General features: G+C 71.2%; 21 protein-coding genes. 10 read left to right on the forward strand and 11 right to left on the reverse strand.

The window, feature by feature from the left end; all coding sequences use genetic code 11:
- Positions 1 to 25: 25 nt before the first annotated feature.
- The gene (locus ABZS97_RS16560) at positions 26 to 2,611 is read right to left on the reverse strand and encodes a bifunctional FO biosynthesis protein CofGH (RefSeq protein WP_356138239.1); all 2,586 of its coding nucleotides are present in this window, start codon (positions 2,609 to 2,611) and stop codon (positions 26 to 28) included.
- Positions 2,612 to 2,680: 69 nt separating this feature from the next.
- Positions 2,681 to 3,589 carry an LLM class F420-dependent oxidoreductase gene (locus tag ABZS97_RS16565; RefSeq protein ID WP_356138284.1) on the reverse strand — a complete coding sequence of 303 codons (909 nt, stop codon included), beginning with the start codon at positions 3,587 to 3,589 and terminating at the stop codon, positions 2,681 to 2,683.
- A 145-nt stretch (positions 3,590 to 3,734) separates the two neighbouring features.
- Here ABZS97_RS16565 and ABZS97_RS16570 point away from each other — a divergent pair, with 145 nt between their 5' ends.
- Positions 3,735 to 5,279, forward strand: a complete 1,545-nt coding sequence (locus tag ABZS97_RS16570) for a CehA/McbA family metallohydrolase (protein WP_356138242.1) — start codon at positions 3,735 to 3,737, stop codon at positions 5,277 to 5,279.
- Positions 5,280 to 5,292: 13 nt separating this feature from the next.
- Here ABZS97_RS16570 and ABZS97_RS16575 read toward each other — a convergent pair whose 3' ends face one another.
- Complete coding sequence (locus tag ABZS97_RS16575) at positions 5,293 to 5,715, reverse strand: protease inhibitor I42 family protein (RefSeq protein ID WP_356138244.1); 423 nt, start codon at positions 5,713 to 5,715, stop codon at positions 5,293 to 5,295.
- Positions 5,716 to 5,856: 141 nt separating this feature from the next.
- On the opposite strand from ABZS97_RS16575, the gene ABZS97_RS16580 reads away from it, so the two are divergent.
- Entirely contained in the window at positions 5,857 to 6,261 is a 405-nt protein-coding gene (locus tag ABZS97_RS16580) for a nitroreductase family deazaflavin-dependent oxidoreductase (protein ID WP_356138246.1), read from the forward strand.
- Between the two features lie 25 nt (positions 6,262 to 6,286).
- Here the strand turns inward: ABZS97_RS16580 and ABZS97_RS16585 are convergent, their stop codons facing one another.
- The 6 genes from ABZS97_RS16585 to ABZS97_RS16610 all read right to left on the reverse strand — a co-directional run bounded on the left by ABZS97_RS16585 (position 6,287) and on the right by ABZS97_RS16610 (position 13,844).
- Positions 6,287 to 7,735: an aldehyde dehydrogenase family protein gene (locus ABZS97_RS16585; protein ID WP_356138248.1), complete on the reverse strand. Its 1,449-nt coding sequence runs from the start codon at positions 7,733 to 7,735 to the stop codon at positions 6,287 to 6,289.
- A 28-nt stretch (positions 7,736 to 7,763) separates the two neighbouring features.
- A complete protein-coding gene (locus ABZS97_RS16590; RefSeq protein ID WP_356138250.1) occupies positions 7,764 to 9,497 on the reverse strand; it encodes a D-aminoacylase in 1,734 nt (577 codons plus the stop codon).
- Positions 9,498 to 9,508: 11 nt separating this feature from the next.
- Complete coding sequence (locus ABZS97_RS16595; protein WP_356138252.1) at positions 9,509 to 10,633, reverse strand: LLM class flavin-dependent oxidoreductase; 1,125 nt, start codon at positions 10,631 to 10,633, stop codon at positions 9,509 to 9,511.
- A gap of 112 nt (positions 10,634 to 10,745) precedes the next feature.
- Entirely contained in the window at positions 10,746 to 11,522 is a 777-nt protein-coding gene (locus ABZS97_RS16600) for a glucose 1-dehydrogenase (RefSeq protein ID WP_356138254.1), read from the reverse strand.
- Between the two features lie 9 nt (positions 11,523 to 11,531).
- Positions 11,532 to 12,473: an LLM class F420-dependent oxidoreductase gene (locus tag ABZS97_RS16605; protein WP_356138256.1), complete on the reverse strand. Its 942-nt coding sequence runs from the start codon at positions 12,471 to 12,473 to the stop codon at positions 11,532 to 11,534.
- A 114-nt stretch (positions 12,474 to 12,587) separates the two neighbouring features.
- Entirely contained in the window at positions 12,588 to 13,844 is a 1,257-nt protein-coding gene (locus ABZS97_RS16610) for an amidohydrolase family protein (protein WP_356138259.1), read from the reverse strand.
- 250 nt (positions 13,845 to 14,094) lie between these two features.
- Between ABZS97_RS16610 and ABZS97_RS16615 the strand changes: the two genes are divergently transcribed.
- From ABZS97_RS16615 to ABZS97_RS16630, 4 genes are all read left to right on the forward strand, one after another.
- Complete coding sequence (locus ABZS97_RS16615; protein WP_356138261.1) at positions 14,095 to 17,061, forward strand: BTAD domain-containing putative transcriptional regulator; 2,967 nt, start codon at positions 14,095 to 14,097, stop codon at positions 17,059 to 17,061.
- 232 nt (positions 17,062 to 17,293) lie between these two features.
- On the forward strand, positions 17,294 to 17,521 hold the full coding sequence (locus ABZS97_RS16620) for a sigma-like protein (RefSeq protein ID WP_356138263.1): 228 nt from the start codon (positions 17,294 to 17,296) through the stop codon (positions 17,519 to 17,521).
- Between the two features lie 243 nt (positions 17,522 to 17,764).
- Complete coding sequence (locus ABZS97_RS16625; protein WP_356138265.1) at positions 17,765 to 18,715, forward strand: hypothetical protein; 951 nt, start codon at positions 17,765 to 17,767, stop codon at positions 18,713 to 18,715.
- Between the two features lie 50 nt (positions 18,716 to 18,765).
- Entirely contained in the window at positions 18,766 to 18,951 is a 186-nt protein-coding gene (locus tag ABZS97_RS16630; protein WP_356138267.1) for a DUF1737 domain-containing protein, read from the forward strand.
- Positions 18,952 to 18,972: 21 nt separating this feature from the next.
- Here the strand turns inward: ABZS97_RS16630 and ABZS97_RS16635 are convergent, their stop codons facing one another.
- Positions 18,973 to 20,571: a FadD3 family acyl-CoA ligase gene (locus ABZS97_RS16635; RefSeq protein ID WP_356138269.1), complete on the reverse strand. Its 1,599-nt coding sequence runs from the start codon at positions 20,569 to 20,571 to the stop codon at positions 18,973 to 18,975.
- A gap of 100 nt (positions 20,572 to 20,671) precedes the next feature.
- On the opposite strand from ABZS97_RS16635, the gene ABZS97_RS16640 reads away from it, so the two are divergent.
- From ABZS97_RS16640 to ABZS97_RS16650, 3 genes are read left to right on the forward strand one after another with little or no spacing between them, the layout of a single operon-like run.
- Entirely contained in the window at positions 20,672 to 21,832 is a 1,161-nt protein-coding gene (locus tag ABZS97_RS16640; RefSeq protein WP_356138271.1) for a lipid-transfer protein, read from the forward strand.
- An 8-nt stretch (positions 21,833 to 21,840) separates the two neighbouring features.
- Positions 21,841 to 22,266 (forward strand): OB-fold domain-containing protein, encoded by a 426-nt coding sequence (locus ABZS97_RS16645; RefSeq protein WP_356138274.1) that lies wholly within the window; start codon positions 21,841 to 21,843, stop codon positions 22,264 to 22,266.
- Positions 22,263 to 23,054, forward strand: a complete 792-nt coding sequence (locus ABZS97_RS16650; protein WP_356138276.1) for an enoyl-CoA hydratase/isomerase family protein — start codon at positions 22,263 to 22,265, stop codon at positions 23,052 to 23,054. Before ABZS97_RS16645 ends, ABZS97_RS16650 begins: the two co-directional genes overlap by 4 nt.
- 5 nt (positions 23,055 to 23,059) lie before the next feature.
- On the opposite strand, the gene ABZS97_RS16655 is transcribed toward ABZS97_RS16650, so the two are convergent.
- On the reverse strand, positions 23,060 to 23,605 hold the full coding sequence (locus ABZS97_RS16655) for a hypothetical protein (RefSeq protein ID WP_356138278.1): 546 nt from the start codon (positions 23,603 to 23,605) through the stop codon (positions 23,060 to 23,062).
- 292 nt (positions 23,606 to 23,897) lie between these two features.
- Here ABZS97_RS16655 and ABZS97_RS16660 point away from each other — a divergent pair, with 292 nt between their 5' ends.
- Positions 23,898 to 24,458, forward strand: coding sequence for a hypothetical protein (locus tag ABZS97_RS16660; RefSeq protein ID WP_356138280.1), 561 nt, complete (start codon positions 23,898 to 23,900; stop codon positions 24,456 to 24,458).
- Positions 24,459 to 24,809 lie beyond the last annotated feature (351 nt).

Genomic DNA, 24,809 nt, shown 5'->3' on the forward strand with positions numbered 1-24,809 from the left:
ACTTCGATCGGCTGTCGGTCCGACCTCAGTCCAACACCGGGAGCAGTTCCGGCAGATGGCCGTCCGAGGCCTCCGCCGCCCGCTGCCGCTCCTGCGACACCTCCCCGTACAGCGTCGTCCGCGGCTTCGCCGGGCGGCCCGCCGCCTCCGCCACCGCTGTCAGCTCCTTCACGGACTTGTACGAGCCGTACGACGAGCCCGCCATCCGCGAGATCGTCTCCTCCATCAGCGTGCCGCCGAGGTCGTTCGCACCCGAGCGGAGCATCTCCGCCGCACCCTCCGTGCCCAGTTTCACCCAACTGGTCTGGATGTTGGGGATGTGCGGGTGCAGCAGGAGGCGGGCCATCGCCATCACCGCGCGGTTGTCGCGGGTCGTCGGGCCCGGGCGGGAGATGCCGGCCAGATAGACGGGGGCGTTGGTGTGGATGAAGGGCAGGGTGACGAACTCCGTGAAGCCGCCCGTCTGCTGCTGGATACGGGAGAGCGTGCGGAAGTGGCCGAGCCAGTGCCGGGGCTGGTCGACATGCCCGTACATCATGGTGCTGCTGGACCGGATGCCCAGCTCGTGCGCCGTCGTGACGACCTCGATCCAGGTCGCCGTGGGCAGCTTGCCCTTCGTCAGGACCCACCGCACCTCGTCGTCGAGGATCTCCGCCGCCGTGCCGGGGATGGTGTCGAGACCGGCCTCCTTCGCCGCCGTCAGCCACTCGCGGATCGACAGGCCGGTGCGGGTCGCGCCGTTCACCACCTCCATGGGCGAGAACGCGTGCACATGCATGCCGGGGACGCGCTCCTTCACCGCGCGCGCGATGTCGAAGTACGCCGTCCCGGGCAGGTCCGGGTGGATGCCCCCCTGCATGCAGACCTCGACGGCCCCCACGTCCCAGGCCTGTTGGGCGCGGTCGGCCACCTGCTCCAGCGACAGCGTGTACGCGTCCGCGTCCGTGCGGCGCTGCGCGAAGGCGCAGAAGCGGCAGCCGGTGTAGCAGACGTTGGTGAAGTTGATGTTCCGCGTGACGATGTACGTGACGTCGTCGCCGACCGCCGCCTTGCGGACGTCGTCCGCGATGCGGCACAGCGCGTCGAGCGCCGGACCGTCCGCGTGCAGCAGGGCGAGCGCCTCGGCGTCGGTCAGCCGCGTCGGGTCGTCGGCGGCCGTCGCGAGCGCGGCGCGCACGTCCGTGTCGATGCGCTCCGGCACCATCCCGGGCGCCGCCGCCTCACGCAGCGCGTCCCAGTCGCCGTAGACGAGGTCGAAGTCGTCCCGGCGGTCGCCGGTGCGGCCCTCCGTGTCGATCGACGCGTGCAGATCCGTACGGCCGGACGACGTGAACGCCTCCTCCGGCTCCTGCCACGGGTGGCCCTCCACCACCGCGTCCGGGAGGGCCAGCCCGGTCTCCGGGTCCGCCAGCGCCCGCAGGTGCGGCAGCAGCCGCGGGTCCAGCCAGGGCTCGCCGCGCTGCACGAACTCGGGGTAGACGCAGAGACGTTCCCGCAGCTCGAAGCCGGCGGCCGCGGACTGCTGGGCGAGCTGCTCGATCCGCGGCCACGGGCGCTCGGGGTTGACGTGGTCGATGGTCAGCGGCGACACCCCGCCCCAGTCGTCGATCCCCGCGCCGATCAGCCGCCCGTACTCGCCGGCCACCAGGTTCGGCGGCGCCTGGAGGCAGGCCGCCGGGCCCATGATGTGCCGCGCCACGGCCACCGTGGCCACCAGCTCGTCCAGCTCCGCGTCCGGCATGCCGCGCATCGCCGTGTCCGGCTTGGCGCGGAAGTTCTGGATGATCAGCTCCTGGATGCCGTGGTAGGCACGGGAGATCTTGCGCAGGGCGAACAGGGAATCCGCCCGCTCCTCGTACGTCTCACCGATCCCGATGAGGAGCCCGCTGGTGAACGGGACGGACGAGCGGCCCGCGTCCTCCAGCACCCGCAGCCGAACGGCCGGCTCCTTGTCCGGCGAGCCGTGGTGCGGTCCGCCGGGCTCGCTCCACAGCCGGGTCGCCGTCGTCTCCAGCATCATGCCCATGCTCGGCGCCACCGGCTTCAGCCGCTGGAAGTCCGTCCAGGACATGACCCCCGGGTTGAGGTGGGGCAGCAGACCCGTCTCCTCCAGGATGCGGATCGAGATGGCCCGTACGTACGCGATCGTGTCGTCGTAGCCGTGCGCGTCAAGCCACTCGCGCGCCTCCGGCCACCGGTCCTCGGGCTTGTCGCCGAGGGTGATGAGGGCTTCCTTGCAGCCGAGGGCCGCGCCCTTGCGGGCGATGTCCAGGACCTCGTCCGGCGACATGAACATTCCGTGCCCGGCCCGGCGCAGCTTGCCCGGAACGGTGACGAACGTGCAGTAGTGGCACTTGTCCCGGCACAGGCGGGTGAGCGGGATGAACACGCTCTTCGAGTACGTGATGACGCCGGGGCGGCCCGCCGCCTCCAGGCCCGCGTCACGCACCCGGGCAGCCGACGCGGCCAGGTCCTCCAGGGCCTCCCCGCGGGCCTGGAGCAGCACCGCCGCCTCCGTGACGTCGAGGGCGACGCCGTCACGGGCGCGTTTGAGGGCGCGACGCATGGAGTTCTCGGTCGGGCCGGATCCGGAGGTCGCGGAAGTCGTCATCCTTCGAGCATACGATCGAGCTGATCAGCACAGACAGGAGCCGCCGGTTTCGTCCCCGGTCGCGGACCGTTACACGGCGGCACTGGCGCCGCCACCCGTATCCGTACCGGCACCGGCACCGGCGTCCCCACCGGGCAGATACCGTTCGTACGCGTCCAGTGTCCGCAGCACCTCCCTCTCGTCGCCCGGCGGCAGCTGCAGCACCACCTCCTCGATGCCCAGCTCCGCGTAGTGCGCGAGCTTGCCCGGCGTGGGCTGCACGGCGGACGGGACGACCTGGAGGGCTCCGGGATCGCGGCCCGCCTCCGCCCAGACGGCGCGCAGCGCGGGGAGCGTCTCGCCCAGGCCGCGCCCGCCGATCGGCATCCAGCCGTCCGCGTACTCACTGATGTGCGCGAACAGCTTCGGCCCCGCCGCGCCCCCGACGAGCGTGCGCGGCCCGACCACCGGACCGCGCGGCTTCTGTACGGGTTTGGGGTGCGCATGGCTGGCCCGTACGGACCCGAACTCGCCCTCGTACGCCGCCGGTTCGGCCGACCACAGCGCTCGCATCAGCGCCATCCGATCCCGGCCCAGCTCCCGCCGCCTGCGCCAGTCGACGCCGTGGTCGGCGGCCTCCTCCACGTTCCAGCCGAAGCCGACGCCGAGTGTGAAACGGCCGCCGGAGAGGTGGTCGAGCGTCGCGACCTGTTTGGCCAGCACGATCGGGTCGTGCTGGGCGATCAGCGTGATGCCGGTGCCCAGCCGCAGCCGCCGCGTCACCGCGGCCGCCTGACCGAGCGCGACGAAGGGGTCGAGGGTGCGCCCGTACTCCGGTGGCAGCTCCCCACCCACGGGATACGGCGTCGCCCGCTCGACGGGGATGTGGGTGTGCTCGGGCAGGTACAGCCCGGCGAAACCGCGCTGCTCCAGCTCCCGGGCCAGCCGGGTCGGGGTGATCGTCTCATCGGTGAGGAAGATCGTCGTGGCGATCCGCAGAGGCCGCATGCGCACTTCCTAGCACCCGCGCCTTCAAGTCGAAAGCTCTCAACCCCCTTCCCTTGCCCCGCAGTTCACGGCTGAATACCAGGGTCCGAGTACCACCCCTGCACCACCCATGTCCCCCACGACACCTGGGAGCAGCATGTGTGAGGACAACGACCACGCGATGGGCAGACGGGCGCTGTTGGTGACGGGAGCCGCCGCGGCGCTTACGTTGGGAAGCGTGACCTTCGCTTCAGCGGCAGCCGGACAGGACCCGCAGACGAAGACGGTCCGCGGCACGCTGCCGATCGGCTCGCCGGACTTCGTGTACGTCCCTGTCGAGGTTCCGCACGGCGTACGGGAGCTGCACGTCGCCTACACCTACGAGAAGCCGTCCGTCCCGGCCGGGACCGCGGGAAACGCCCTCGACATCGGCCTCTTCGACGAGCGCGGCACCGAGCTCGGCGGCGCCGGCTTCCGCGGCTGGTCGGGCGGGGCCCGCACGGAGTTCTTCGTCCGCGCGGACGACGCGACACCGGGCTACATTCCCGGCCCCCTCCGGCCCGGCACCTGGCACATCGCACTGGGCCCCTACACGGTGGCCCCGCAGGGACTGCCGTACGAGATCACGATCACCCTGACGTACGGCGAACCGGGCGTCGCGCCGAAGCCGGTGTACCCGCCGTCGCGCGCCAAGGGCCGGGGCCGCGCCTGGTACCGGGGCGACTGCCACCTGCACTCCTGGTACTCGGACGGCCGCCGCACCCCGGCCGAGATCGCCGCCCTCGCCCGCGCAGCCGGCCTGGACTTCATCAACACCTCGGACCACAACACCCATTCCTCGCACCCCCATTGGGCGGACCAGGCGGGCCCCCATCCCGACGGCGAACTGCTGATCCTGCTCGGCGAGGAGGTCACGACGCGCAACGGCCACGTGGTGGCCCTCGGCACCGACCCCGGCACCTTCGTCGACTGGCGCTACCGGGCGCGCGACAACCGCTTCGGCCGCTACGCCCGCCGGATCCGCCGCGCCGGAGGCCTCGTCGTCCCCGCCCACCCGCACGCCACCTGCATCGGCTGCAACTGGAAGTTCGGCTTCGGCGAGGCGGACGCGGTCGAGGTGTGGAACGGCCCGTACACGCCGGACGACGAGGTGGCGCTCGCCGACTGGGACGGCATGCTCGTCGCCTCCGTGCGCGAGGGACGGCCGGGCCGCGACTGGCTCCCGGCGATGGGCAACAGCGACGCCCACCGCGACCCCGACCCGGTCGGCACCCCGCAGACGGTCGTGCTCGCCGACGACCTGACCCGCAAGGCGATCCAGGCGGGCATCCGCGCGGGGCGGTCCTACGTCGCGGAGTCCAAATCCCTCTCGCTCGCCTTCTCCGCGGTGGGCCCCAAGGGCGAACACGCGGGTATCGGCGGGCGGTTGGAGGTCGGCGCCGACGCCCCGGTGACGGTCCGCCTGGACGTCACGGGCGCCCCGCGCTGCACGGTCCGCATCGTCACCGACCAGGGCGTCCTGTTCACGAGCGAGGTCGTCCCGGTCTCCGGCTCCGCGACGGTGGAGTGGCATACGACGGCGCAGTACGCGGCGTACGTACGCGCGGAAGTACGGCACGAGACAGCCCTCGGACCGCTGCCGGGGGCGCTGGCGGCGTTCACCAACCCGATCTTCCTGGGGCGGCTCAAGCGCCCCGAGTGACCGGTCCGACGGCTCAGCCGACAGTGACGGTGTACGTGATGGTCTCGGGTTCTGCCGTGCTGGGCGCGGTCGTCTGCGGGCCCGGGGAGGCGGTGCTGTCGTTGCAGGTGTTGAACGTGCAGTGCATCAGCACGATCTCGGTACTGCCCTTGCCGATGGCCTCGAAGGTGAAGGTGAGGCTGCCGCCGGCACCGACCGTCTTCTCGGTGCCGGGGGCCGCCTTGTACTCCCGCCCGCGACTGCGGACCACCGCACTGTCGGGCTTCGGCGTGGCCAGGTACCAGTGCGAGCGGGTCGAGGAGTTCTCGCCATCGACCGTGAGCGTGAACCGCTCCCCGGCCTCGGCGGTGATGCTGGTGTCCTTGGTCGGATGGCTCGTGGGCTCGTCGCCGCCCGTACCGCCGCACCCCGTGGCCAACGCAAGAAGCGCGGCCACATGTACCACTGTTCGCCTGAAGGCCATCGTCATCCCCCGATGTTGCACATGATCACGTCGGCCGGGAGGCTAGCAGGAGTGGGCGAGTGCGCGGCCACCGGCCACGGAGCCCGCCTCACCCAGGACAGGAGCCAGGCCACGATGTCCACGTCACCCCGCAGCAACGAGACCAAGTACCGGCTCGTCTCCGCGTTCCAGCGCCGCATCGGCAACCCCGTCCTGCGCCGCCTCCCCACCCAGACCCTCCTGGAGACAACAGGCCGCACCTCGGGCCTCCCCCGCCGCACCCCGGTGGGCGGCCGCCGCATCGGCGACTCCTTCTGGCTGGTCTCCGAGTTCGGCGAGCGCTCGCAGTACGTCCGCAACATCAAGGCCGACCCGCGCGTACGCGTCCGCATCCGCACCCGCTGGCACACCGGCACGGCCCGCCTCCTCCCCGAGGACGACGCCGTGGCCCGCCTGCGTCAGCTGCCCCGGCTCAACAGTGCGGGGGTACGGGTGATGGGGTCGGGGCTGCTGACGGTGCGGGTGGATCTGGACGGGTGAGGCAGCGTTGCGAGGAGCAGCTCCCTCACCCCGGCCACACGAGCGCCTGCACCTCGCTGTACGCGTGCAGCGCGTACGACCCCACGTCGCGCCCGACCCCGCTCTTCTTGAAGCCGCCGAACGGGGCCTCCATGTTGCGGCCGACGGTGTTGATGCCGACGCCTCCGGCGCGCAGCCGGCCTGCGACGCGGAAGGCGCGGGCGACGTCGCCGGACCAGACGTAGTCGATGAGGCCGTAGTCGGAGTCGTTGGCGAGGGCGATGGCCTCCCCCTCCTCGTCGAAGGGGAGGACGACGACGACCGGGCCGAAGATCTCCTCGCGGACCACCCGCATGTCGGGGGTGCAGTCGGCGAGGAGGGTCGGGGAGACGTAGAAACCGTGATCGGACGGCGGTCGTTCGCCGCCCGCGGCGACCCGCGCGCCCTCTTTCCGGCCCAGTTCGACGTACGACTCCACCCGGTCCCGGTGCGCCGCCGAGATGACCGGCCCGACGACCGTGCCCTGCTCGCGCGGATCGCCCACCTTCAAGTGACCGGCGTAGGCGGCGAGTTGCTCGACAAGGCGGTCGTACACACCCCTCTGCGCCAGCACCCGCGTCGGTGCCGTGCAGATCTGCCCGCTGTAGAAGGAGAACGTCGTGCCGATGCCCGACACCGCGGACCCGACATCCGCGTCGTCGAACACGACCGCGGCGCCCTTGCCGCCCAGCTCCATCAACTGCCGTTTCATGTGGCGTCCGCACACCTCTGCGATGCGCTGCCCGACGGCGGTCGATCCGGTGAAGCTGACCATGTCGACGTCGGGCGAGTCGACCGCCGCCTCGCCGACCTCGGCACGCGAGCCGCTGACGACGTTCACGACGCCCGGCGGCGCCCCCGCCGCCTCCAGGGCCTCCGCCATCCGGTAGACGGAGAGCGGGTCCTGCGGGGCCGGTTTCACGACCACCGTGTTGCCCATGGCCAGCGCGGGCGCGATCTTGCCTGCCGGGTTCGCCCAGGGGTTGTTGTACGAGGTGATGCAGGTGACGACGCCGACGGGCCGGCGTACGGCGAGCGCGCCCATGACGGCCGCCCTGCCGAAGGGCCCCGCTTCGTTGATCTGCGGGGGCAGGGCCTGCTCCACGGGCTCCACACGCGCGTACCGCCGGAAGCGGGCCGCACCCACGCCGACCTGCATCCCGCGCGCCGTCCCCGTCGTCGCCCCGCTCTCGGCCTGGGCGAGGTCGGCGTAGGAGAGGAAATTGCGCTGGATGATCTCCGCCGTCCGGTCCAGGACGGCGGCGCGCTCCTCGGCCGGGGTGCGCGACCAGGTCTCGAAGGCCTCGCGGGCCGCGGCCGTGGCCGCGTGCACCTGATCCCGCGAGGCCTCCGGCGCCCGCCCGACGATCGCCTCGGTGGCCGGGTCGATCACCTCGTAGTGCCCGCCGTCCGGCTCGACCCACGCCCCGCCTATGAACAGCCGTTGCCTGTCCATCACTTGGCCTCCGCCCGCGGTCCGTGACTCACCTGGTGGTCACCGACCGCGTGTCCCGCCCGGAGCGGAGCACCTTGCCCGGTACGGCGCCCGTGACGACGTCACCGCGTATCGCCTCGACCCCGTTGACCCACACCGCGGTTATGCCGATCGCCTTCGAGTCCAGCCGCGGACTGTCTCCCGGCAGGTCGTGCACCAGGGTGGCCTTGCCGGCGTCGATCCGTTCCGGGTCGAAGAGGACGAGGTCCGCATGGAAGCCCTCCTGCACACGCCCCCGCTCCCGCAGTCCGAAGAGCTGCGCCGGGTCGTCCGTCAGCATCCGCACCGCCTGCTCCAGACCCATCAGCTTCCGGCCGCGCAGGCAGTCGCCCAGGAAACGGGTGGTGTACGGGGCCCCGCACATGCGGTCCAGATGGGCGCCCGCGTCCGAGCCGCCGAGCATCACGTCCTCATGGCGCCAGGTCTCGGCGCGCAGGGCCCAGGAGTCGGGGTCGTTGTCGGTGGGCATCGGCCACAGCACCGTACGCAGGTCGTCGGCCGCGCAGATCTCGACCAGACAGTGGAAGGGGTCCTGGCCGCGCTCGGCGGCGATGTCCTTCACCACGCGCCCGGTCAGGCCCGCGTTGGCCTCGCTGTAGGTGTCCCCGACGACGTAGCGCCCGAAGTTCGCGAGCCGCCGGAAGACGCCCGCTTCCTTGCTGACGGCGCGCCGCAGCATCTCGGCGCGTACGTCGGCGTCGCGGAGTTTCGCGATCCGCTCGGGGACGGGCAGGCCGAGAACGGGACCCCAGCCGGGGATCAGGTTCAGCGCGCAGAACGTGCCGAGCGACATGTTCATGGGCGTGAGGATCGGCATGGTGAGGGCGATGACACGGCCACCGGCCTTGCGGGCGCGCTCACTTGCCAGCAGCTGGCGCGGCACGCGTTCGGGGACGGAGGCGTCGATGGTCAGCACGTTCCAGTTCAGGGGGCGCCCGGCGGTCGCGCTCATGTCCACGAGAAGGTCGATCTCCTCGTCGCTGAACTGATCGAGGCAACCGGCGACGATGGCCTCGATCTGGGTGCCCTCGTGCTCCCCCACCGCCTGGGACAGGGCGAGGAGTTCGGCCGGACCGGCGTGCCGGGACGCGACCGGCTTACCGTCGCCGTCGGAGTGCGTGGACGACTGGGTGGTGGACAGCCCCCAGGCGCCCGCGTCCATCGCGTCGTGCAGCAGCGACAGCATCCGCCGCAACTGCTCCGGCGTCGGCTGTCCGCCCACCGCGTCCGCCCCCATGACGTACCGTCGCAGCGCGCAATGCCCCACCATGAAGCCCGCGTTGACCGCGATCCGCCCCTCCAGGGCGTCCAGATAGTCGCCGAAGGAGTGCCAGCTCCAGGGCGCGCCCTCCTCCAGGGCGATCAGGGACATGCCCTCGACCTTGGACATCATGCGGCGCGTGTAGTCGGCGTCGGCGGGGCGGTCCGGGTTCAACGGGGCAAGGGTGAAGCCGCAGTTGCCGCCCGCGACCGTGGTGACGCCGTGGTTGAGGGACGGGGTGGCGTACGGGTCCCAGAACAGCTGGGCGTCGTAGTGGGTGTGCGGGTCGACGAAGCCGGGGGCGAGGACGAGGCCGCGCGCGTCCTCACTCGTCCTCGCCTCCTCCTCACCCACGTCGCCGATCGCGGCGATACGGCCGCCCCGTATCCCCACATCCGCGGTGTACGCGGGCGCGCCGGTCCCGTCCACGACGGTGGCACCCTTGATGACGTGGTCGAGCATGGCGCGCCCCCCTAGCCCTGGGCCGCTTGGCGGAACCGGGTCGTGCGGTGCACCGGGTCCGTGTCGATCTTCGGGATGACGTGCTCGCCGAGCAGCCGGATCGTCTGGAGGGTCTCCTCCTTCGGGACGCCGACCGGCAGCCCGAAGCTGAGCTGGTCCGCGCCCGCCTGCTCCCAGCGCTTGCACTGGGTGAGCACCTCGTCGGGATCGCCGCAGATCAACAGCTCTTCCTCGATGAGGAGTTCGACGAACTCGGGGGTGTACTCGGGCAGCGTCTCGGGCCAGACGGGGAAGCCCTCGGGGCGCGGGAAGGTGTCGTGGTAGCGGAAGACGAGCGAGGGCAGGTAGTGCAGGCCGCCGCTGACCGCGATCCGGATCGCCTCGTCGTGCGTGGGCGCGCAGATGGCGGTGGTCGTCACCATCACGTTGTCGTTGACGAAGTCCCCGATGGGTTCGGCGTTCACGACCGCCGTCTTGTACTGCTGGAGCACCCACTCCATGTCGGCGACCTTCTGCACGCTGAAGCCGAGCACGCCGAGGCCCTTGCGGGCGGCCATCGCGTACGAGGGCGGGGACCCGGCGGCGTACCACATCGCCGGATGCGACTTACCGTACGGCTTGGGGAGGATCTTCCTCGGCGGGAGCTGCCAGTGCTTGCCCTGGAACCCGGGGTACTCCTCCTGGAGCCACATCTTCGGGAACTCGGCGATGGTCTCTTCCCAGATTTCCTTCGTGTAGTTCATGTCGGTGATACCGGGCAGGAAGCCGAGGATCTCGTGGCTGCCGGCCCCGCGCCCGCTGCCGAACTCGAAGCGGTTCTCGGTGAGATGGTCGAGCATGGCGACTTTCTCGGCGACCTTCACCGGGTGGTTGACCTGGGCGAGCGGGTTGAAGATCCCGGAGCCGAGGTGGATGCGGTCGGTCGCGTGGGCGAGGTAGCCGAGGAAGACGTCGTTCGCCGAGAGGTGCGAGTACTCCTCCAGGAAGTGGTGCTCGGACGCCCAGGCGTACTTGAAGCCGGACTTGTCCGCCTGGATGACGTACTCGGTCTCCTCCATCAGCGCCTTGTGCTCCGCGAGCGGGTCGGTCTCGGCGCGTTTGCCCACGTATCCCTGTACAAAGAGCCCGAATTCCAAGGAGGTTCACCGTCCCCAGTGATCATGTGGCCGAGTTTTCTGACGTACCGTCAGATTCATCTGCCGCCGACTGTGGCACCGGCCGCCTGGACCGTCAATAGTTGACGGCCAGTCAGATGACCGCGACGCCGGCGAGCCAGCCCCCGTCGATCACAAACGGCTGACCGGTGATGTACGAGGAGTCGTCCGACGTCAGGAACAGCGCGAGTTTCGCCACCTCGTCCGGCCTGCCGATCCGCCCCATCGGCACGAGCTTGCGGTACAGACCGTCGATGGCCCTCGCCATCTCCTCCGCGTCCGCGTCCGGGTCCAGCAGGGACGGGTTGGACATCGCGGTGTCGATGGCGCCCGGACACATCGCGTTGACGCGTATCCCCTGAGCGGCCAGCTCCATGGCGGCGACCCGGGTGAGCCCGAGGATGGCGTGCTTGGTCGCCGCGTACGAGCCGACGGCCGCCATCCCGGTCATCGCGGTGTACGAGGCGGTGTTCACGATCGTGCCCCCGCCGGCCGCCGCGATCTCCCCCGCGACCGCCTTGATGCCGAGGAAGCAGCCGACCTGGTTCACCTGCACGACCTGCATGAACTCGTCGAGAGGGGTGTCCACGAGGGAGTTGAAGCGCAGGATCCCGGCGTTGTTCACCAGCCCGTCGATCCGGCCGTACGCCTCCTTCGTCGCGGCCACGGCGGCAGTCCAGTCCGCCTCCTTGCCCACGTCGAGACGGACGTGCAGCGCCCCCAGCTCCTTGGCGAGCGCCTCCGCCTGGTCGTCGAGCACGTCGGCGACGACGACCTTGGCCCCCTCCGCGGCGAAGAGCCTGGCCTCCTGCTCACCCTGTCCCCGCGCGGCGCCGGTGACGATGACGACGCGACCGTCCAGCTTGCCCATGTCCACTCCTCAGTCGAGACAGGGGGCGACCTCGGCCCCGAACGCGGTGATCTGGTCGATGAGTTCGCTACGGCCGCGGCTGCGGAACCGCACCTGGATCTGGTCCACGCCCATCGCGCGGTACGCCCGCAGCGACTCGGCGAGAGCGTCGGGGCGCCCGGTGAGGGTGCGGCGGCCCACGTCCCACGCCGGCTCGCCCACGTACAGCGGCTCGGTGATCGCGCCGATGACGAAGGGGCCCTGGACGGCGGACTGTGCGCGCAGTTCCCTGATCCGGCCGATCTGGGCCGGCAGCCGGTCCCGCGGATCCCCCTGCGGCAGCCAGCCGTCACCCCGGACGGCGGCCCGGCGCACGGCGGCGGGCGAGGACCCGCCCACCCACAGGGGCACGCGCTCCTGCGCCGGCCGGGGCCGCTGCCCGAGCCCCTCGAAGTCGTACAACTTCCCGTGGTGGACCGGGTATTCATCCGGACCGAGTGCGGCCCTGAGCGCGTCGAGGGACTCGTCGAGGACGGCCCCCCGCCGCTCGAAGTCCACCCCCAGCACCTCGAACTCCTCCTGTACGTGCCCGGCCCCGACCCCGAGGATCAGCCGCCCGCCGGAGAGGTGGTCGAGGGTCGCGTACTGCTTCGCGGTGAGCAGCGGGTGCCGCAGACCGACGACGGCGACATGGCTGAGGAGACGGACATGCCGCGTGACTCCCGCCAGGAAGGCGAGGGTGGCGATCGGGTCGTACCAGATGGTGCTCATGGCGCCCGCGAGACGGCGCGGAATGGCGACGTGGTCGCAGCCCGCGAGGTACGCGAAGCCGCTGCGGTCGGCGGCCCGGGCGATCTCGACGAGGTCGTCCGGTCCGGCGCCGGCCTCCCACGCCTCCGCGTAGATGGTGCTCTGCGACTGCACCGGGAGCTGCATGCCGTAGGCCAGTCGCCCTTCGGGCAGCACCTGCATGGGACCACACACCTTTCAGCTGACGGTCCGTCAAACGGTGGCTGTCGCCGCCATGGTCGTAGCTGACGGGCCGTCAGACAAGGGGTGGGAGGGTATGGCATGAACGAGGATCCCTCAGGGGGTCCAGAGGCCGTCCGCCGACAGCTGAAGCAGCTCGATGGCGTTGCGCCGCACGATCCGGTCGACCACGTCCGCCGACAGGTGCCCCATCTGGGCCTCGCCGACCTGCCGGGACTCCGGCCAGGTGGAGTCGGAGTGCGGATAGTCCGTCTCGTACAGGACGTTGCCGACCCCGATGGCGTCCAGGTTCTTCAACCCGAAGGCGTCGTCGAAGAAGCAGCCGTACACATGGTCGGCGAAGAGCTCGGACGGCGGCCGGTGGACCTTGTCGGCGACCCCGCCCCAGCCGCGGTTCTCCTCCCACACCACGTCGGCGCGCTCAAGGATGTAGGGGATCCAGCCGATCTGCCCCTCCGCGTACATCACCTTGAGGTTCGGGAAGCGCTCGAACTTCCCGCTCATCAGCCAGTCCACCATCGAGAAGCAGCAGTTGGCGAAGGTGATGGTGGAGCCGACGGCGGGCGGCGCGTCGGCGGACGTCGACGGCATGCGGCTGCTGGAGCCGATGTGCATGGCGATGACGGTGCCGGTCTCGTCGCAGGCGGCGAGGAAGGGGTCCCAGTCGTCGGTGTGGACGGAGGGCAGCCCTAGGTGGGGCGGGATCTCGGAGAAGGCGACAGCGCGTACGCCACGGGCGGCATTGCGCCGTACTTCTTCCGCCGCAAGTTCGGCGTCCCAGAGCGGAATGAGGGTGAGAGGTATCAGCCGCCCCCGCGCGGCCGGCCCGCACCACTCCTCCACCATCCAGTCGTTGTAGGCGCGGACACCGAGAAGTCCCAGCTCACGGTCCTTTGCCTCGGTGAAGGTCTGGCCGCAGAAGCGCGGGAAGGTCGGGAAGCAGAGGGCGGACTGGACATGGTTGACGTCCATGTCGTCGAGACGCTGCGCAACGTCGTACGAACCCGGACGCATCTGCTCGTACGTGATGACTTCGAGCTTGATCTCATCACGGGAGTAGCCGACGGCGGTGTCGAGCCGGGTGAGCGGCCGGTGCAGGTCCTCGTACACCCACCAGTCGCCGATGGGCCCGTCCTCACCCGGACTGCCCATGATCGGCGCGAACTTGCCGCCGAGGAACGTCATCTCCTTCAGCGGGGCACGGACGATGCGGGGGCCGACATCCAGGTATTTCTTCGGGAGCCGGGCCTGCCAGACGTCAGGGGGCTCCACCGTGTGGTCGTCGACCGAGATGATCTTCGGGAAGGTCGCCAGGGGCGCCTGAGGGGTCTCCGTGCTCTCCGTGGTCTCCATACGGGCCACGGTAGCGCCGAACTGACGGTCCGTCAGCTCTCTGTCCACCGTCCAGGGAGGACCCCTGGATATGTGCGACTCTGCGCGAACATGTGAGAAGACCGTGTGAGGACCTTGTGATGTCCCATGCGCCCACCTGTGATCGCTGTCTCCCACGGCTGACGTATCCGCCATGAACAAGGCAAACTGGCTTCCTTGTCATGACGTTCGGCAGGGTCGGCAGGTTCGGCGGGTTCGGCAGGGGGCAGCGATGGACGGTGTGCCGCGTGTACCGGAGCAGTGGGTACCGGAGCCGCAGCATGCCGAGGGACCGGCGCCGGCACTGCGCTTCGGCGTGCTCGGCCCCGTGCGCGCCTGGCGCGGGGCGGAGTCCCTGCCCACCGGGTCCCCGCAGCAACGTGCCCTGCTGGCCGCCCTCCTGCTCCGCGAGGGCCGCACGGCCACCGCGTCCGAGCTGATCGACGCCCTGTGGGGCGAGGACCCTCCCTCCCAGGCACTGGCCGCGGTCCGTACGTACGCCTCCCGGCTGCGGAAGGTGCTGGACCCCGGCGTCCTGGCCAGCGAGTCCGGCGGCTACGCCATCCGCTCACTGGGCGACGGCGCCCTGGACCTGGCCCTCGCCCAGGAACTCGCGGCGGACGCGGAGAAGGCCCGCAACGCCGGAGACCTCTGCCACGCGCGAGCCCTGCTGAACAAGGCTCTGAGCCTGTGGGACGGCGAGCCCCTGGCCTCCGTCCCCGGCCCGTACGCCGAAACCCAGCGCACACGCCTTGAGGAGTGGCGTCTCCAACTCCTCGAATCCCGCCTCGACATGGACCTTGAGCAGGGCTGCCACGCGGAGGCCGTCTCCGAACTGACGGCCCTCACCGCGGCACACCCGCTGCAGGAGCGCCTGCGCGAGCTGCTGATGCTCGCGCTGTACCGCAGCGGGCGGCAGGCGGAGGCACTGGCGGTGTACGCCGACACGCGGCGCCTGCTCGCGGAGGAGCTGGGCGTCGACCCCCGCGCGGGCCTGCGCGACCTTCAGCAGCGCATCCTCCAGGCGGACCCGGCACTCGCGGAACCCTCGGCGCCCGCCGCCGAGCCCGCCGCGGCCCCCGTCCGCCCCGCCCAACTCCCCGCCACCGTCACCGACTTCACCGGCCGGGCGTCCTTCGTCTCCGAACTGAGCGACGTCCTCGCCTCCGCGTCCACCGCCGAGGGCAGCGTGATGGCGGTCTCGGCCCTGGCCGGCATCGGAGGCGTGGGGAAGACGACCCTCGCCGTGCACGTGGCCCACCAGACGCGGGCCGCCTTCCCGGACGGGCAGTTGTACGTGGACCTCCAGGGCGCCGGCGCGCGGGCGGCGGAGCCGGAAACCGTGCTGGGCGCGTTCCTGCGGGCTCTGGGGACCGCGGACTCGGCGATCCCGGACACGCTGGAGGAGCGGGCGGGCCTGTACCGGTCGGTCCTCGACGGACGGCGCGTGCTGGTCCTCCTCGACAACGCCCGGGACGCGGCCCAGGTGAGGCCGTTGCTGCCGGGGACGGAGGGGTGCGCCGCCCTGGTCACCTCGCGGGTACGGATGGTGGACCTGGCCGGCGCCCACCTCGTCGACCTGGACGTCATGTCCCCCGAGGAGGCCCTGCAGCTCTTCACGAAGATCGTGGGCGCGGAACGGGTCGCTTCGGAGCGGGAAGCCGCGCTGGACGTCGTGGCGGCGTGTGGGTTCCTCCCCCTGGCCATCCGGATCGCCGCCTCTCGACTGGCCGCGCGCAGGACGTGGACGGTCTCGGTACTCGCCGCGAAACTCGCCGACGAGCGACGCCGGCTGGACGAACTCCAGGCCGGGGACCTGGCGGTCAAGGCCACCTTCGAGCTGGGGTACGGACAGCTGGAGCCGGCGCAGGCTCGCGCTTTTCGGCTGCTGGGGCTGGCGGATGGTCCCGACATCTCACTGGCCGCGGCCGCAGCCGTACTGGACCTGGGGTCCGAGGAGACGGAGGACCTGCTGGAGTCCCTCGTCGACACGTCACTCGTGGAGTCCGCGGCTCCCGGCCGCTACCGCTACCACGACCTGGTACGGCTCTACGCGCGTGCTTGTGCGGAGAGGGACGAGCAGCCGCCCAGCGAGCGGTATGCGGCGATGTCCAGGCTGCTGGACTTCTATCTGGCCACCGCGGCACGGGTGTACGCCATCGAGCGCCCCGGGGACCGGACCGTGGATCACCTTGAGGTGACCGAGCAGGCGGGCCAGGAGTTCGGCGACGACGGAAAGGCCCTCGACTGGCTGCATTCGGAGGCGGCCTGCATTCTGGCCTGCGTGCAACAGTCGCTGGGGGAGGGCACGTTGCGGCGCGGCGTCGACCTCCTGCTGGCGTCCAAGGACCTGGCGGAGTCCGGCGCCAGCTCGCTGAGCTACGAGGCTGCCGCCCGTGCCGCGCGTGATGCGGCGGACGCTCTGGGCGACGCACAGGCGGCGGGACGTGCTCGGGTCACGCTCACCCAAGTGCTGAGCACTGCCGGCCGTTTCGACGAGGCCACCGAAGAGGCCGAACGGGCCACCGCTCTCGGCCTCGCGGCGGACGACCCCTGGACCAGCGGGAACGCGCCCAACGAACTCGGCATCATCGCCATCTGCAAGAACGAGCCCGCCGCGGGCGAAGCGCACCTCCTCAAGGCGATCGACGCCTTCCGCGCCGACGACAACCGTCCCGGCGAGGCCAGCGCCCTGTGCAACCTCTCACGCGTGCTCGTCTCCATGGACCGCACCATGACGGGGATCGAACTCGTCCAGCAAGGCATCGCCATCTACGACGAGTTGGGCCTGACCGTGCGGCTCGCCAACGCCCGGTACGCCCTGGGGATCGCCCTCGGGCACGCGGGGCGTGCCACGGAGGCACTGGAACAGCTGACGGAGTCGCTCACGATTTTCGTCGAGAACCGGCAGCGCCTCTGGGAGGGGACGACTCACTTCCGCATCGCCCAGGTTCACCTGTCCTCCCGCAGGCCCGCACAGGCGGCCCAGCACGCCGAACAGGCGCTCAGCACGGGCATCATCGGCGGGGACTGGATGCGTGCGAACGTCCTCACCCTCCTGGGCAGGTCCCTCAACGGCCTCGGCCAGGTGGACCGTGCACGAGCCTGCTGGAACGAGGCGCTGTCCATCCACGAGGCGGCGGGGGCTCCGGAAGCCGACGAGTTGCGCAGCCTTCTGACACCCATCGCGGCGGCCTGAGGCGCGGACCTGAGACCGGGGGCCTGAGGCGGCACCGGGCGGCGTTCATCGAACGTTTATGGGCTGCTGCCACTCTCGGTACATCGACCCGTCGCGTCGGGGGGCAGACGGATCGGCACTGGCCCCACAGATATGGTGAGCGGCCTTGGAACGCCCGTTCGGCGGCCCTCGGGGGAGTCGCCGAACGGGCGTTCTCGACAGCAGACCTTCAATCCCATGGGAGTACTCAGCCATGAGCGATGCCGAGAAGAACAAGGACATCACCACTCTCGACAGCCACGCGCCTGTCCCGCCCGCGAACCTCATCGCGACCACGGACGACAGCCACGCGCCTGTGCCCGGCGAGGACTCCATCAAGACGATGGACAGCCACGCACCCGCGCCGCCCAGCGGAGACACCGTCACCACGATGGACAGCCACGCGCCCGTCCCGCCGGCCCTGGACCTGGACAACAAGTAGACCTCCATCCCGACGGGGATCGGCCGCGGTGGCGCGGAGGGGGAGCCACCGCGGCCGAGGCATGCCCGCCCGCCCCTCCGGGCCCCGATCACCCTTGCTCCGCAAGGTGTAACTGGAGGAATTCGGCACCTTATCCTGCAGTTTTGCCGCCGAAAGCTTCCACTTCACTCCTGCACGGCCACAGCACGGCCGGGTTATGCACAGGCGGGGCGGGGGCGGGTGGGGGTGCGGGAGGGTGGGGGGATGACGAGGGGGGAGGCGTTGCGCGGGCTGGTGCAGAGTGGTGGGGTGCTGCTTACCTGCCGGGCGCTGGAGGCCGGGTGGACGCCGCGTTCCCTCCTGCGCGCCCTCGCCGCCGAGGGCTGGACCCGGATCACGCCCGGCGCCTGGGCCGAGCCGGGGCGGGACGTCACCCTCTTCGACCGGGTCCGCGCGGCGCAGCTGCGGAAGCCCGAGCTCGTCGCGAGTCACCGGACGGCGGCCGCGCTCTGGCGGATCGAAACGCTCGGCTCGCCCGGCACCGAGTCGCTGGTCTTCACAGACCCGGAGCTCGCCACCCGTCGGGACCGGAAGAGGGGAAGCACCGTACGCGTACACCGCGCCTCCCTCGCCCCCAGGGAGGCGGTGACCCGCTGGGGCCTGCGCCTCACCATCCCCAGCCGCACCCTCGTCGACCTCCTCCGTACGGAGCCCCGCGACGAAGCCCTGGTGGCCGTCGACTCCGCGCTCTCCCGCCGCACCGTCGCCGGCGTACGCCGCGCCCCGCTCCTCCGCCTCACCGACCTGGCCGCCGCACTCGAAGCTCCTCGCCGGGGAGGAGCCGCCGCCCGCGGCCACCTTCACCTCGCCGACCCCCACGCCGGCTCCCCCGCCGAAACCATCGCCCGCCTCCGCATGCACGACGCGGGCCTGCACCCCGAGAGCCAGGCGGAACTCCGAACCCCCGACGGCCGCCGCCGCTTCCTGGACTTCCTCTTCCGGGCGCAAGGGCTGGCCGTGGAGATCGAGGGCTACGCCTACCACGGCACCCGCGCCGCACACCGCGACGACATCGCCCGTTTCAACCAGGTCCTCCAGTGCCCCGAGGTCCGCCTCCTCCTCCGCTGCACCGCCACGGACGTCTTCCACCGCCCGGCGAAGATGATCGAGGAAATCCGCGCCGCCCTCGCTCAGGCAGCCACCGGGATGCCGTGAACGACCGCGGGCTCCCCTCCCGCCCCCGTCTGTCTGAGACCCTTTCCCTCATGAGCACACCACCGGACGGACTGCCCGTCTACCGCGTTCTGACCGGCCCGGACGACGCCTCGTTCTGCCGTCGTGTGAGCGAAATGATCGGCCTGGGCTACGAGTTGCACGAAGGCCCGGCTGTCACCTTCGACGGTGAGAACGTCATCGTCGCTCAGGCACTGCTCTGGCCGACGCGGCCGTAGCGCGTCCGCGAGCCCTCCGGGTCACCGCCCCCGCAGCTCCCCCTTGACCACCTTCCCGCTCGCGTTCCGGGGCAGTTCCCGGACGAACTCGACCTCCCTCGGCACCTTGTAGTTCGCCATTTCGCGGCGGGACCAGGCGATGAGGTCGTCGCCCGTCAGGACGGACTCCGGGCGGCGGACCACGTACGCCTTGCCGACCTCACCCAGCCGACCGTCCGGGACCCCGATCACCGCCACGTCCGCCACGTCCGGGTGCAGGCCGAGCAGTTGCTCTATCTCCGCCGGGTACGCGTTGAAGCCGCCCACGATGAACATGTCCTTGATGCGGTCGGTGATACGGAGGTTGCCCTCGGCGTCCAGGACACCGACGTCGCCCGTGCGCAGCCAGCCGTCGTCCGTAACGACGGCCGCCGTGCCCTCCGCGTCCTCGAAGTAGCCCCGCATGACGTTGAAGCCGCGGACGAGGACCTCACCGGGCGCGCCGGGGGCGAGTGCGGTGCCGGTGGAGTCCACCACGCGGACCTCCGTGCCCGGGATCGCCCGGCCCGAGGTCGAGGAGATCACCGAGGGTGCGTCGCCGCGACGGCACATCGTGACGATGCCGCTCGCCTCGGAGAGGCCGTACGCGGTGAGTACGGTGTCGATCCTGAGCTCCGTCCGAAGGCGCTCGACCAGGCGCAGGGGCACCACGGCCGCCCCCGTCACCACCAGCCGCAGCGCCGACAGGTCGTACGCCTCCCGGGAGGGGTGGTCCAGCAGCGACTGGTGCAGGGTGGGCGGGCCCGGGAGGACCGAGATGCGTTCGGAGGCGATGTTCGCGAGCACCGTGTCCATGTTGAAGACGGGCTGCGGGACCATCGTCGCGCCGCGCATCAGACAGGCGATGACGCCGGCCTTGTAGCCGAAGGTGTGGAAGAAGGGGTTCACGATCAGGTAGCGGTCGCCCTGTCTGAGGCCCGCCAGGTCGCTCCAGATCTCGTAGCCGCGCAGGGTCTGCGCGTGGGTGATCACCGCGCCCTTGGGGCGGCCCGTCGTGCCGGAGGTGAAGATGATGTCCGAGGGGGACGAGGGCGAGATCTCCGCCTCCCGCTCCCGGACCCGCGCCTCGCCCACCCCGTCCCCGCTCGCCAGGAAGTCCTTCCAGGTGCGGAAGTCGGCGGGGGCGTCGTCCGCGAGGACCACCACCTGCTCCAGGTGCGGGAGAGCGGGCAGGGGGCCGCGGCCGCCGCCGGATGCGCAGGCCCGCCGCAGCGAGGCGACGTACGACGTCCCGAGGAAGGTTCCCGTCACGAACAGCAGCTTCGCCCGGCTGCGCGAGAGTACGTACGCCGCCTCCGAGCCCTTGAAGCGTGTGTTCAGCGGGACGAGGACGGCTCCCGCCGACACCGCACCCAGTGCGGACACGATCCAGTCCAGGGTGTTGGGCGCCCAGATCCCCACCCGGTCACCGGCCCGCACCCCGTTGGCCATGCAGGCCGCCGCTGCCCGTTCGACACGGGCGCCCAACTGCGCGTACGAAAGGCGGGTGCGGCCCTCGACGACCGCTTCGCGGTCCGCGAAGCGTGCCGCCGCCGAGCGGACCAGTCCCGGAATGCTTCCCCACACAACGTCACCGCGCACGGCGGGCCTCCCTACCAACACGCATAGCTGACTGACCGTCAGATTAGCTGTAGCCTGACGCCCTGTCAGCTTCCGGGACTTCACCAGGAGGTGCGTGCCCATGCCAGGGACCGGGGCAGGAATCAAGGACGCGACGGCCGTCGTCGGCATCGGGCAGACCCCCTTCGCCAAGCAACTCGTCGACTCGGAGAAGACGTTGGCCTGCCGTGCCGTGCTCGCCGCACTCGACGACGCCGGGATCGCGCCGAGCGAGGTCGACGCGCTGGCCTCCTACACGATGGAGGAGACGGACGAGGTTGAGGTGGCCAAGGCGCTCGGCGTCGGCGACCTCACCTTCTTCAGCAAGGTCGGCTTCGGCGGCGGCGGTTCCTGCGCCACCGTCGCGCATCTCGCGGCCGCCATCGCCACCGGGCAGGCCACGGTCGGCGTCGCCTGGCGGTCGCGCAAGCGGGGCAGCGGACCCCGGCCGTGGAAGAACACCACCGTCCAACTCCCCACGCCCGCCCAGTGGACACGCCCCTTCGGGCTGCTGCGCCCCGCCGACGAGATAGGCATGCTCGCGCGCCGCTACATGCACGAGTACGGCGCCACCCGCGACCACCTCTTCAACGTCGCCCTCGCCTGCCGCAACCGGGCCAACCAGAACCCCGCCGCGATCATGTACGACCGCCCCCTGACCCGCGAGATGTACATGACCTCCCGCTGGATCAGCGAGCCCCTCTGCCTCTTCGACAACTGCCTTGAGACGGACGGGGCGTTGGCCTGCGTCATCGTGTCGGCCGAGCGCGCCCGGGACTGCCGCCGTACGCCCGTCTACGTCCACTCCGCCGCCCAGGGCCTGCCCGCCCAGCACCACGGCATGGTCAACTACTGGAACGACGACCCCCTCACCGGCCCCTCCTGGACCGCCGCCCGGCACCTGTGGAAACACGCCGACTTCACCCCTGACGACGTCGACGTCGCGCAGATCTACGACGCCTTCACCCCCCTCATCCCGCTCTCCCTGGAGGGCTACGGCTTCTGCGGACGAGGCGAGGGCGCCGCCTTCACCGAGGGGGGCGCGCTGGAGATCGGCGGACGGCTGCCCCTCAACACCGGTGGCGGCGGCCTCTCCGAGGCGTACGTCCACGGGTTCAACCTCATCAACGAGGGCGTGAAGCAACTGCGCGGGACGAGCACCGCCCAGGTCCCCGGCGCCACGACCTGCCTGGTCACCGCGGGCGAGGGAGTCCCCACCTCCGCCCTTCTGCTGAGGAGTTGAGAATCCGGATGCTCGAACCCGTCGTGGACGAGGACGGCGCCCCCTTCTGGCGGTACACCGCCGCGGGCGAACTCCGCGTCCAGGCCTGCTCCGGCTGCGGTGAACTCCGCTTCCCGCCCCGGCCCTGCTGCCCGCACTGCCACTCCTTCGAGAGCGAGTGGCGCAGGATGAGCGGCAGGGGCCGCATCTGGTCGTACGTCATCCCGCACCCGCCCCTCCTCCCCGCCTACGCCGCGCAGGCGCCGTACAACGCGATCATGGTGGAGCTGGCGGAGGCGCCGCGCATACGGCTGGTCGGGAACCTGGTCAGCGGGCCGGGAGCGCCCCTCAACTCCGTTCCCCCCGAACGCCTGCGCATCGGAGCGCGCGTGCAGGCGGTCTTCGCCGAGATCGGCGGGGTCACCGTGCCCCACTGGGTTCTGGAGCGCCCATGACGACCCCCAGCGATGCGGGCGGCCTCCGTGTGACCGCCGACAAGGACAGCGGGGTCGCCGTCCTCACCCTCGACCGGCCCGCCAGGCTCAACGCCATCGACCTCACCACGGCCGCCGAACTCGCCGCAGCCTGGCGGGAGTTCCGCTTCGACGACTCGGTGCGGGCCGTCGTCGTCACCGGCGCCGGCACCCGCGCCTTCTGCACCGGCCTCGACCGTGACGCGGACGTGCCGCAGCCCAACTCCCCCTACATGATCGACGATCCGCTCATCGCGATCGGCCCGAAGGCCAACGACCTCTGGAAACCGGTCGTCGCCGCCGTGAACGGCATGGCGTGCGGCGGCGCATTCTACCTCATCGGCGAGGCGGAATTCGTCGTCGCGGACGAGTCCGCGACGTTCTTCGACCCCCACACCACCTACGGCATGGTCAGCGCGTACGAGTCGATCTACCTGGCGCAGCGGATGCCGCCCGGCGAGGTGGCACGGATGGCGCTGATGGGGAACGCCGAGCGGATCTCGGCGCGGCGGGCGTACGAGGTGGGCCTGGTGTCCGAGGTGACCGCGCCCGGGGAGGCGGTCGAGGCAGCCGTGCGCAGTGCCGCCGTGATCGCGTCGTACCCGGTGGAGGCCGTGCAGGGCACCGTACGGGCCTGCTGGGCGGCGAAGGAGGCGGCCCGCGCCCACGCGTTCGCGCAGGCGCCGCACCTCATCGCGCTCGGCAATCTGCCCAGCGAGCGGCAGGCGGGACTCTTCACCGCCCGCCGCTCGGCTTTCAGGACCCGCTGACCGGGCTAGGGGGTGCGGGTGACGCCCTTGAGGACGCAGGCGGTGTCGCTGCCGGTCTCGCCGTCCTTGAGGACGTAGGAGGCGGCGACGTCGAGGGTGTCCTCGCTGCTCGCTGAGACGTACGGGATGGTGGAGGCGCTGGTGCGCACCGTGGCTCCGGCCGGGTCCCTGAAGGTCACGGAGAACTTGTACGTGTACGTCGTACTCGCGCTGCTGTTGGTGGCTCTGACGTGGGCGACGATGCCGCGCGACTCGTCGAAGACGCAGGTCTCGATCTTGACGTCGTCGACGGGGTCGGTGGCCTTGCCGGTACCGGTGGTGGAACCGGTGGAGTTCCCCGTGGTGCCCGTGGACCCGGTCGTGCCGGTGGAGGCCGAACCGCTGTCGTCGTCATCGTCGTCGTAGTGGCTGCCGCCGCTCGTTCCCCCGCTGGTGCTGGAGGAGTGGCTCGAACCGCTGCTGCAGCCGCCGCCGTGCGAGCCGCGGGCTCCGGTGAGCGCGACCACGGCGACGCCGAAGACGGCGATGGCACGGACATGGCGAAGCTTCACGTTTCAACCCCCGTTGAAATCGTCATGACCGCATGCGGAAGGACCGCATACGGGAAAAGAGGAACCCGGCCCGAATTCCAAGATCCGCCGACCGGGAACCGTCACCCTAGCAGCGCTTTCCGAGCGCCCTCCGTCCGCGCCAACGCCCCTACGGAGCCGGGCGGTTGGCCACGCCCCGACACGCGACCCGCCCCACCGGCGCCCCCCTCCCGCCCCGGGCGCTCGACGCCACGTGGCGGACACGGCGCGCCGGGCGTAGCGTCGGGAGCGAGAGCCGTGAGGAGGGCCACGTATGGCCCGAAACGTATTCGGATCGATACTCGCGCTCGTCGGAGCGACGGCCGCCGTCTGGAGCCCCTTCCGTGCCTGGTACGACGGCCGTCACGGGCGCTCCTACCGCCTCGGCGACCTGTTCTCCTCGTCCGGCGTCACCGACGTGCGGGCCGGGCTGTTCGCCTCGCTCTTCCTGCCGTTGGTCATCGCGGGCGTCATCACGCTCGCCGGGGTCCTGGTCCAGTCGCGGGTGCTGGTGGCCCTGGCCGGCGTGATCGTCCTCGGCTTCACCGTCCTGTGGATGGTCCGCGTCGGTCAGGCCGAGGGCAGTCTCAGCGTCGACTCGGACGGCGACGGGCTGGGGCTGGGGGTCGCGATGGCCTTCGGGGGCGGTGTGCTGCTGCTCGTCGCTGCCGCGCTGCTGCGGGGGCGGGGGCGGCGGCGTGAGCCCCTGCCGCCGGAGCCGTCCGAGCCCACGGCTCCCCCGCTCGGCGCTCCCCCGCCGGAGCCCGGCACCACGACACCCCCCGAGGACCAGCCCACCGCCACCTGGCGCCGCCCACCCCAGGACCACACCTGACCCTCCGGGGCGGGCAAACCCCGGGTACCCCTTGTTTCCTTGTCACCCGGTTTGGGTGCCGGCCGGGGGTGGGTCACGCAACCCGGCGTTCACGGGGCGCCGCTGCGCCCACCCGTGCCGCCCCTGGCGGCACGATTGCCCGCAGTGACGAGGCTTCGCCAGCCCCCGGCGCCACACCACCCGCCGCTGCTGCCGGGTGGGCAACCGCCCCCACGCACCCGCAGCCGAGTACGCACGGAAGGGTCCGTGCCGGTACGTCTCTGCCCGTCGCGTAGCCGGCCCCCAGCCAAGCTCCGCCGATGTGACCCCCGGGCAGTACGCCCACGCGGCGACGGGCAAGACGTACCGGCA

The organism is Streptomyces sp. NPDC005485 (assembly GCF_040606085.1).
In the GTDB taxonomy this organism is placed as follows: domain Bacteria; phylum Actinomycetota; class Actinomycetes; order Streptomycetales; family Streptomycetaceae; genus Streptomyces.

What these genes read in the sequence shown, in the direction of transcription:
- ABZS97_RS16620 (WP_356138263.1), top strand. Translation starts at nt 17,294, where the DNA reads ATGAGCGATGCCGAGAAGAACAAGGACATCACCACTCTCGACAGCCAC.
- ABZS97_RS16560 (WP_356138239.1), bottom strand. Translation starts at nt 2,611, where the DNA reads ATGACGACTTCCGCGACCTCCGGATCCGGCCCGACCGAGAACTCCATG.
- ABZS97_RS16600 (WP_356138254.1), bottom strand. Translation starts at nt 11,522, where the DNA reads ATGGGCAAGCTGGACGGTCGCGTCGTCATCGTCACCGGCGCCGCGCGG.
- ABZS97_RS16610 (WP_356138259.1), bottom strand. Translation starts at nt 13,844, where the DNA reads ATGGAGACCACGGAGAGCACGGAGACCCCTCAGGCGCCCCTGGCGACC.
- ABZS97_RS16585 (WP_356138248.1), bottom strand. Translation starts at nt 7,735, where the DNA reads ATGGACAGGCAACGGCTGTTCATAGGCGGGGCGTGGGTCGAGCCGGAC.
- ABZS97_RS16590 (WP_356138250.1), bottom strand. Translation starts at nt 9,497, where the DNA reads ATGCTCGACCACGTCATCAAGGGTGCCACCGTCGTGGACGGGACCGGC.
- ABZS97_RS16580 (WP_356138246.1), top strand. Translation starts at nt 5,857, where the DNA reads ATGTCCACGTCACCCCGCAGCAACGAGACCAAGTACCGGCTCGTCTCC.
- ABZS97_RS16605 (WP_356138256.1), bottom strand. Translation starts at nt 12,473, where the DNA reads ATGCAGGTGCTGCCCGAAGGGCGACTGGCCTACGGCATGCAGCTCCCG.
- ABZS97_RS16640 (WP_356138271.1), top strand. Translation starts at nt 20,672, where the DNA reads ATGCCAGGGACCGGGGCAGGAATCAAGGACGCGACGGCCGTCGTCGGC.
- ABZS97_RS16660 (WP_356138280.1), top strand. Translation starts at nt 23,898, where the DNA reads ATGGCCCGAAACGTATTCGGATCGATACTCGCGCTCGTCGGAGCGACG.
- ABZS97_RS16625 (WP_356138265.1), top strand. Translation starts at nt 17,765, where the DNA reads ATGACGAGGGGGGAGGCGTTGCGCGGGCTGGTGCAGAGTGGTGGGGTG.
- ABZS97_RS16570 (WP_356138242.1), top strand. Translation starts at nt 3,735, where the DNA reads ATGTGTGAGGACAACGACCACGCGATGGGCAGACGGGCGCTGTTGGTG.
- ABZS97_RS16650 (WP_356138276.1), top strand. Translation starts at nt 22,263, where the DNA reads ATGACGACCCCCAGCGATGCGGGCGGCCTCCGTGTGACCGCCGACAAG.
- ABZS97_RS16630 (WP_356138267.1), top strand. Translation starts at nt 18,766, where the DNA reads ATGAGCACACCACCGGACGGACTGCCCGTCTACCGCGTTCTGACCGGC.
- ABZS97_RS16615 (WP_356138261.1), top strand. Translation starts at nt 14,095, where the DNA reads ATGGACGGTGTGCCGCGTGTACCGGAGCAGTGGGTACCGGAGCCGCAG.
- ABZS97_RS16645 (WP_356138274.1), top strand. Translation starts at nt 21,841, where the DNA reads ATGCTCGAACCCGTCGTGGACGAGGACGGCGCCCCCTTCTGGCGGTAC.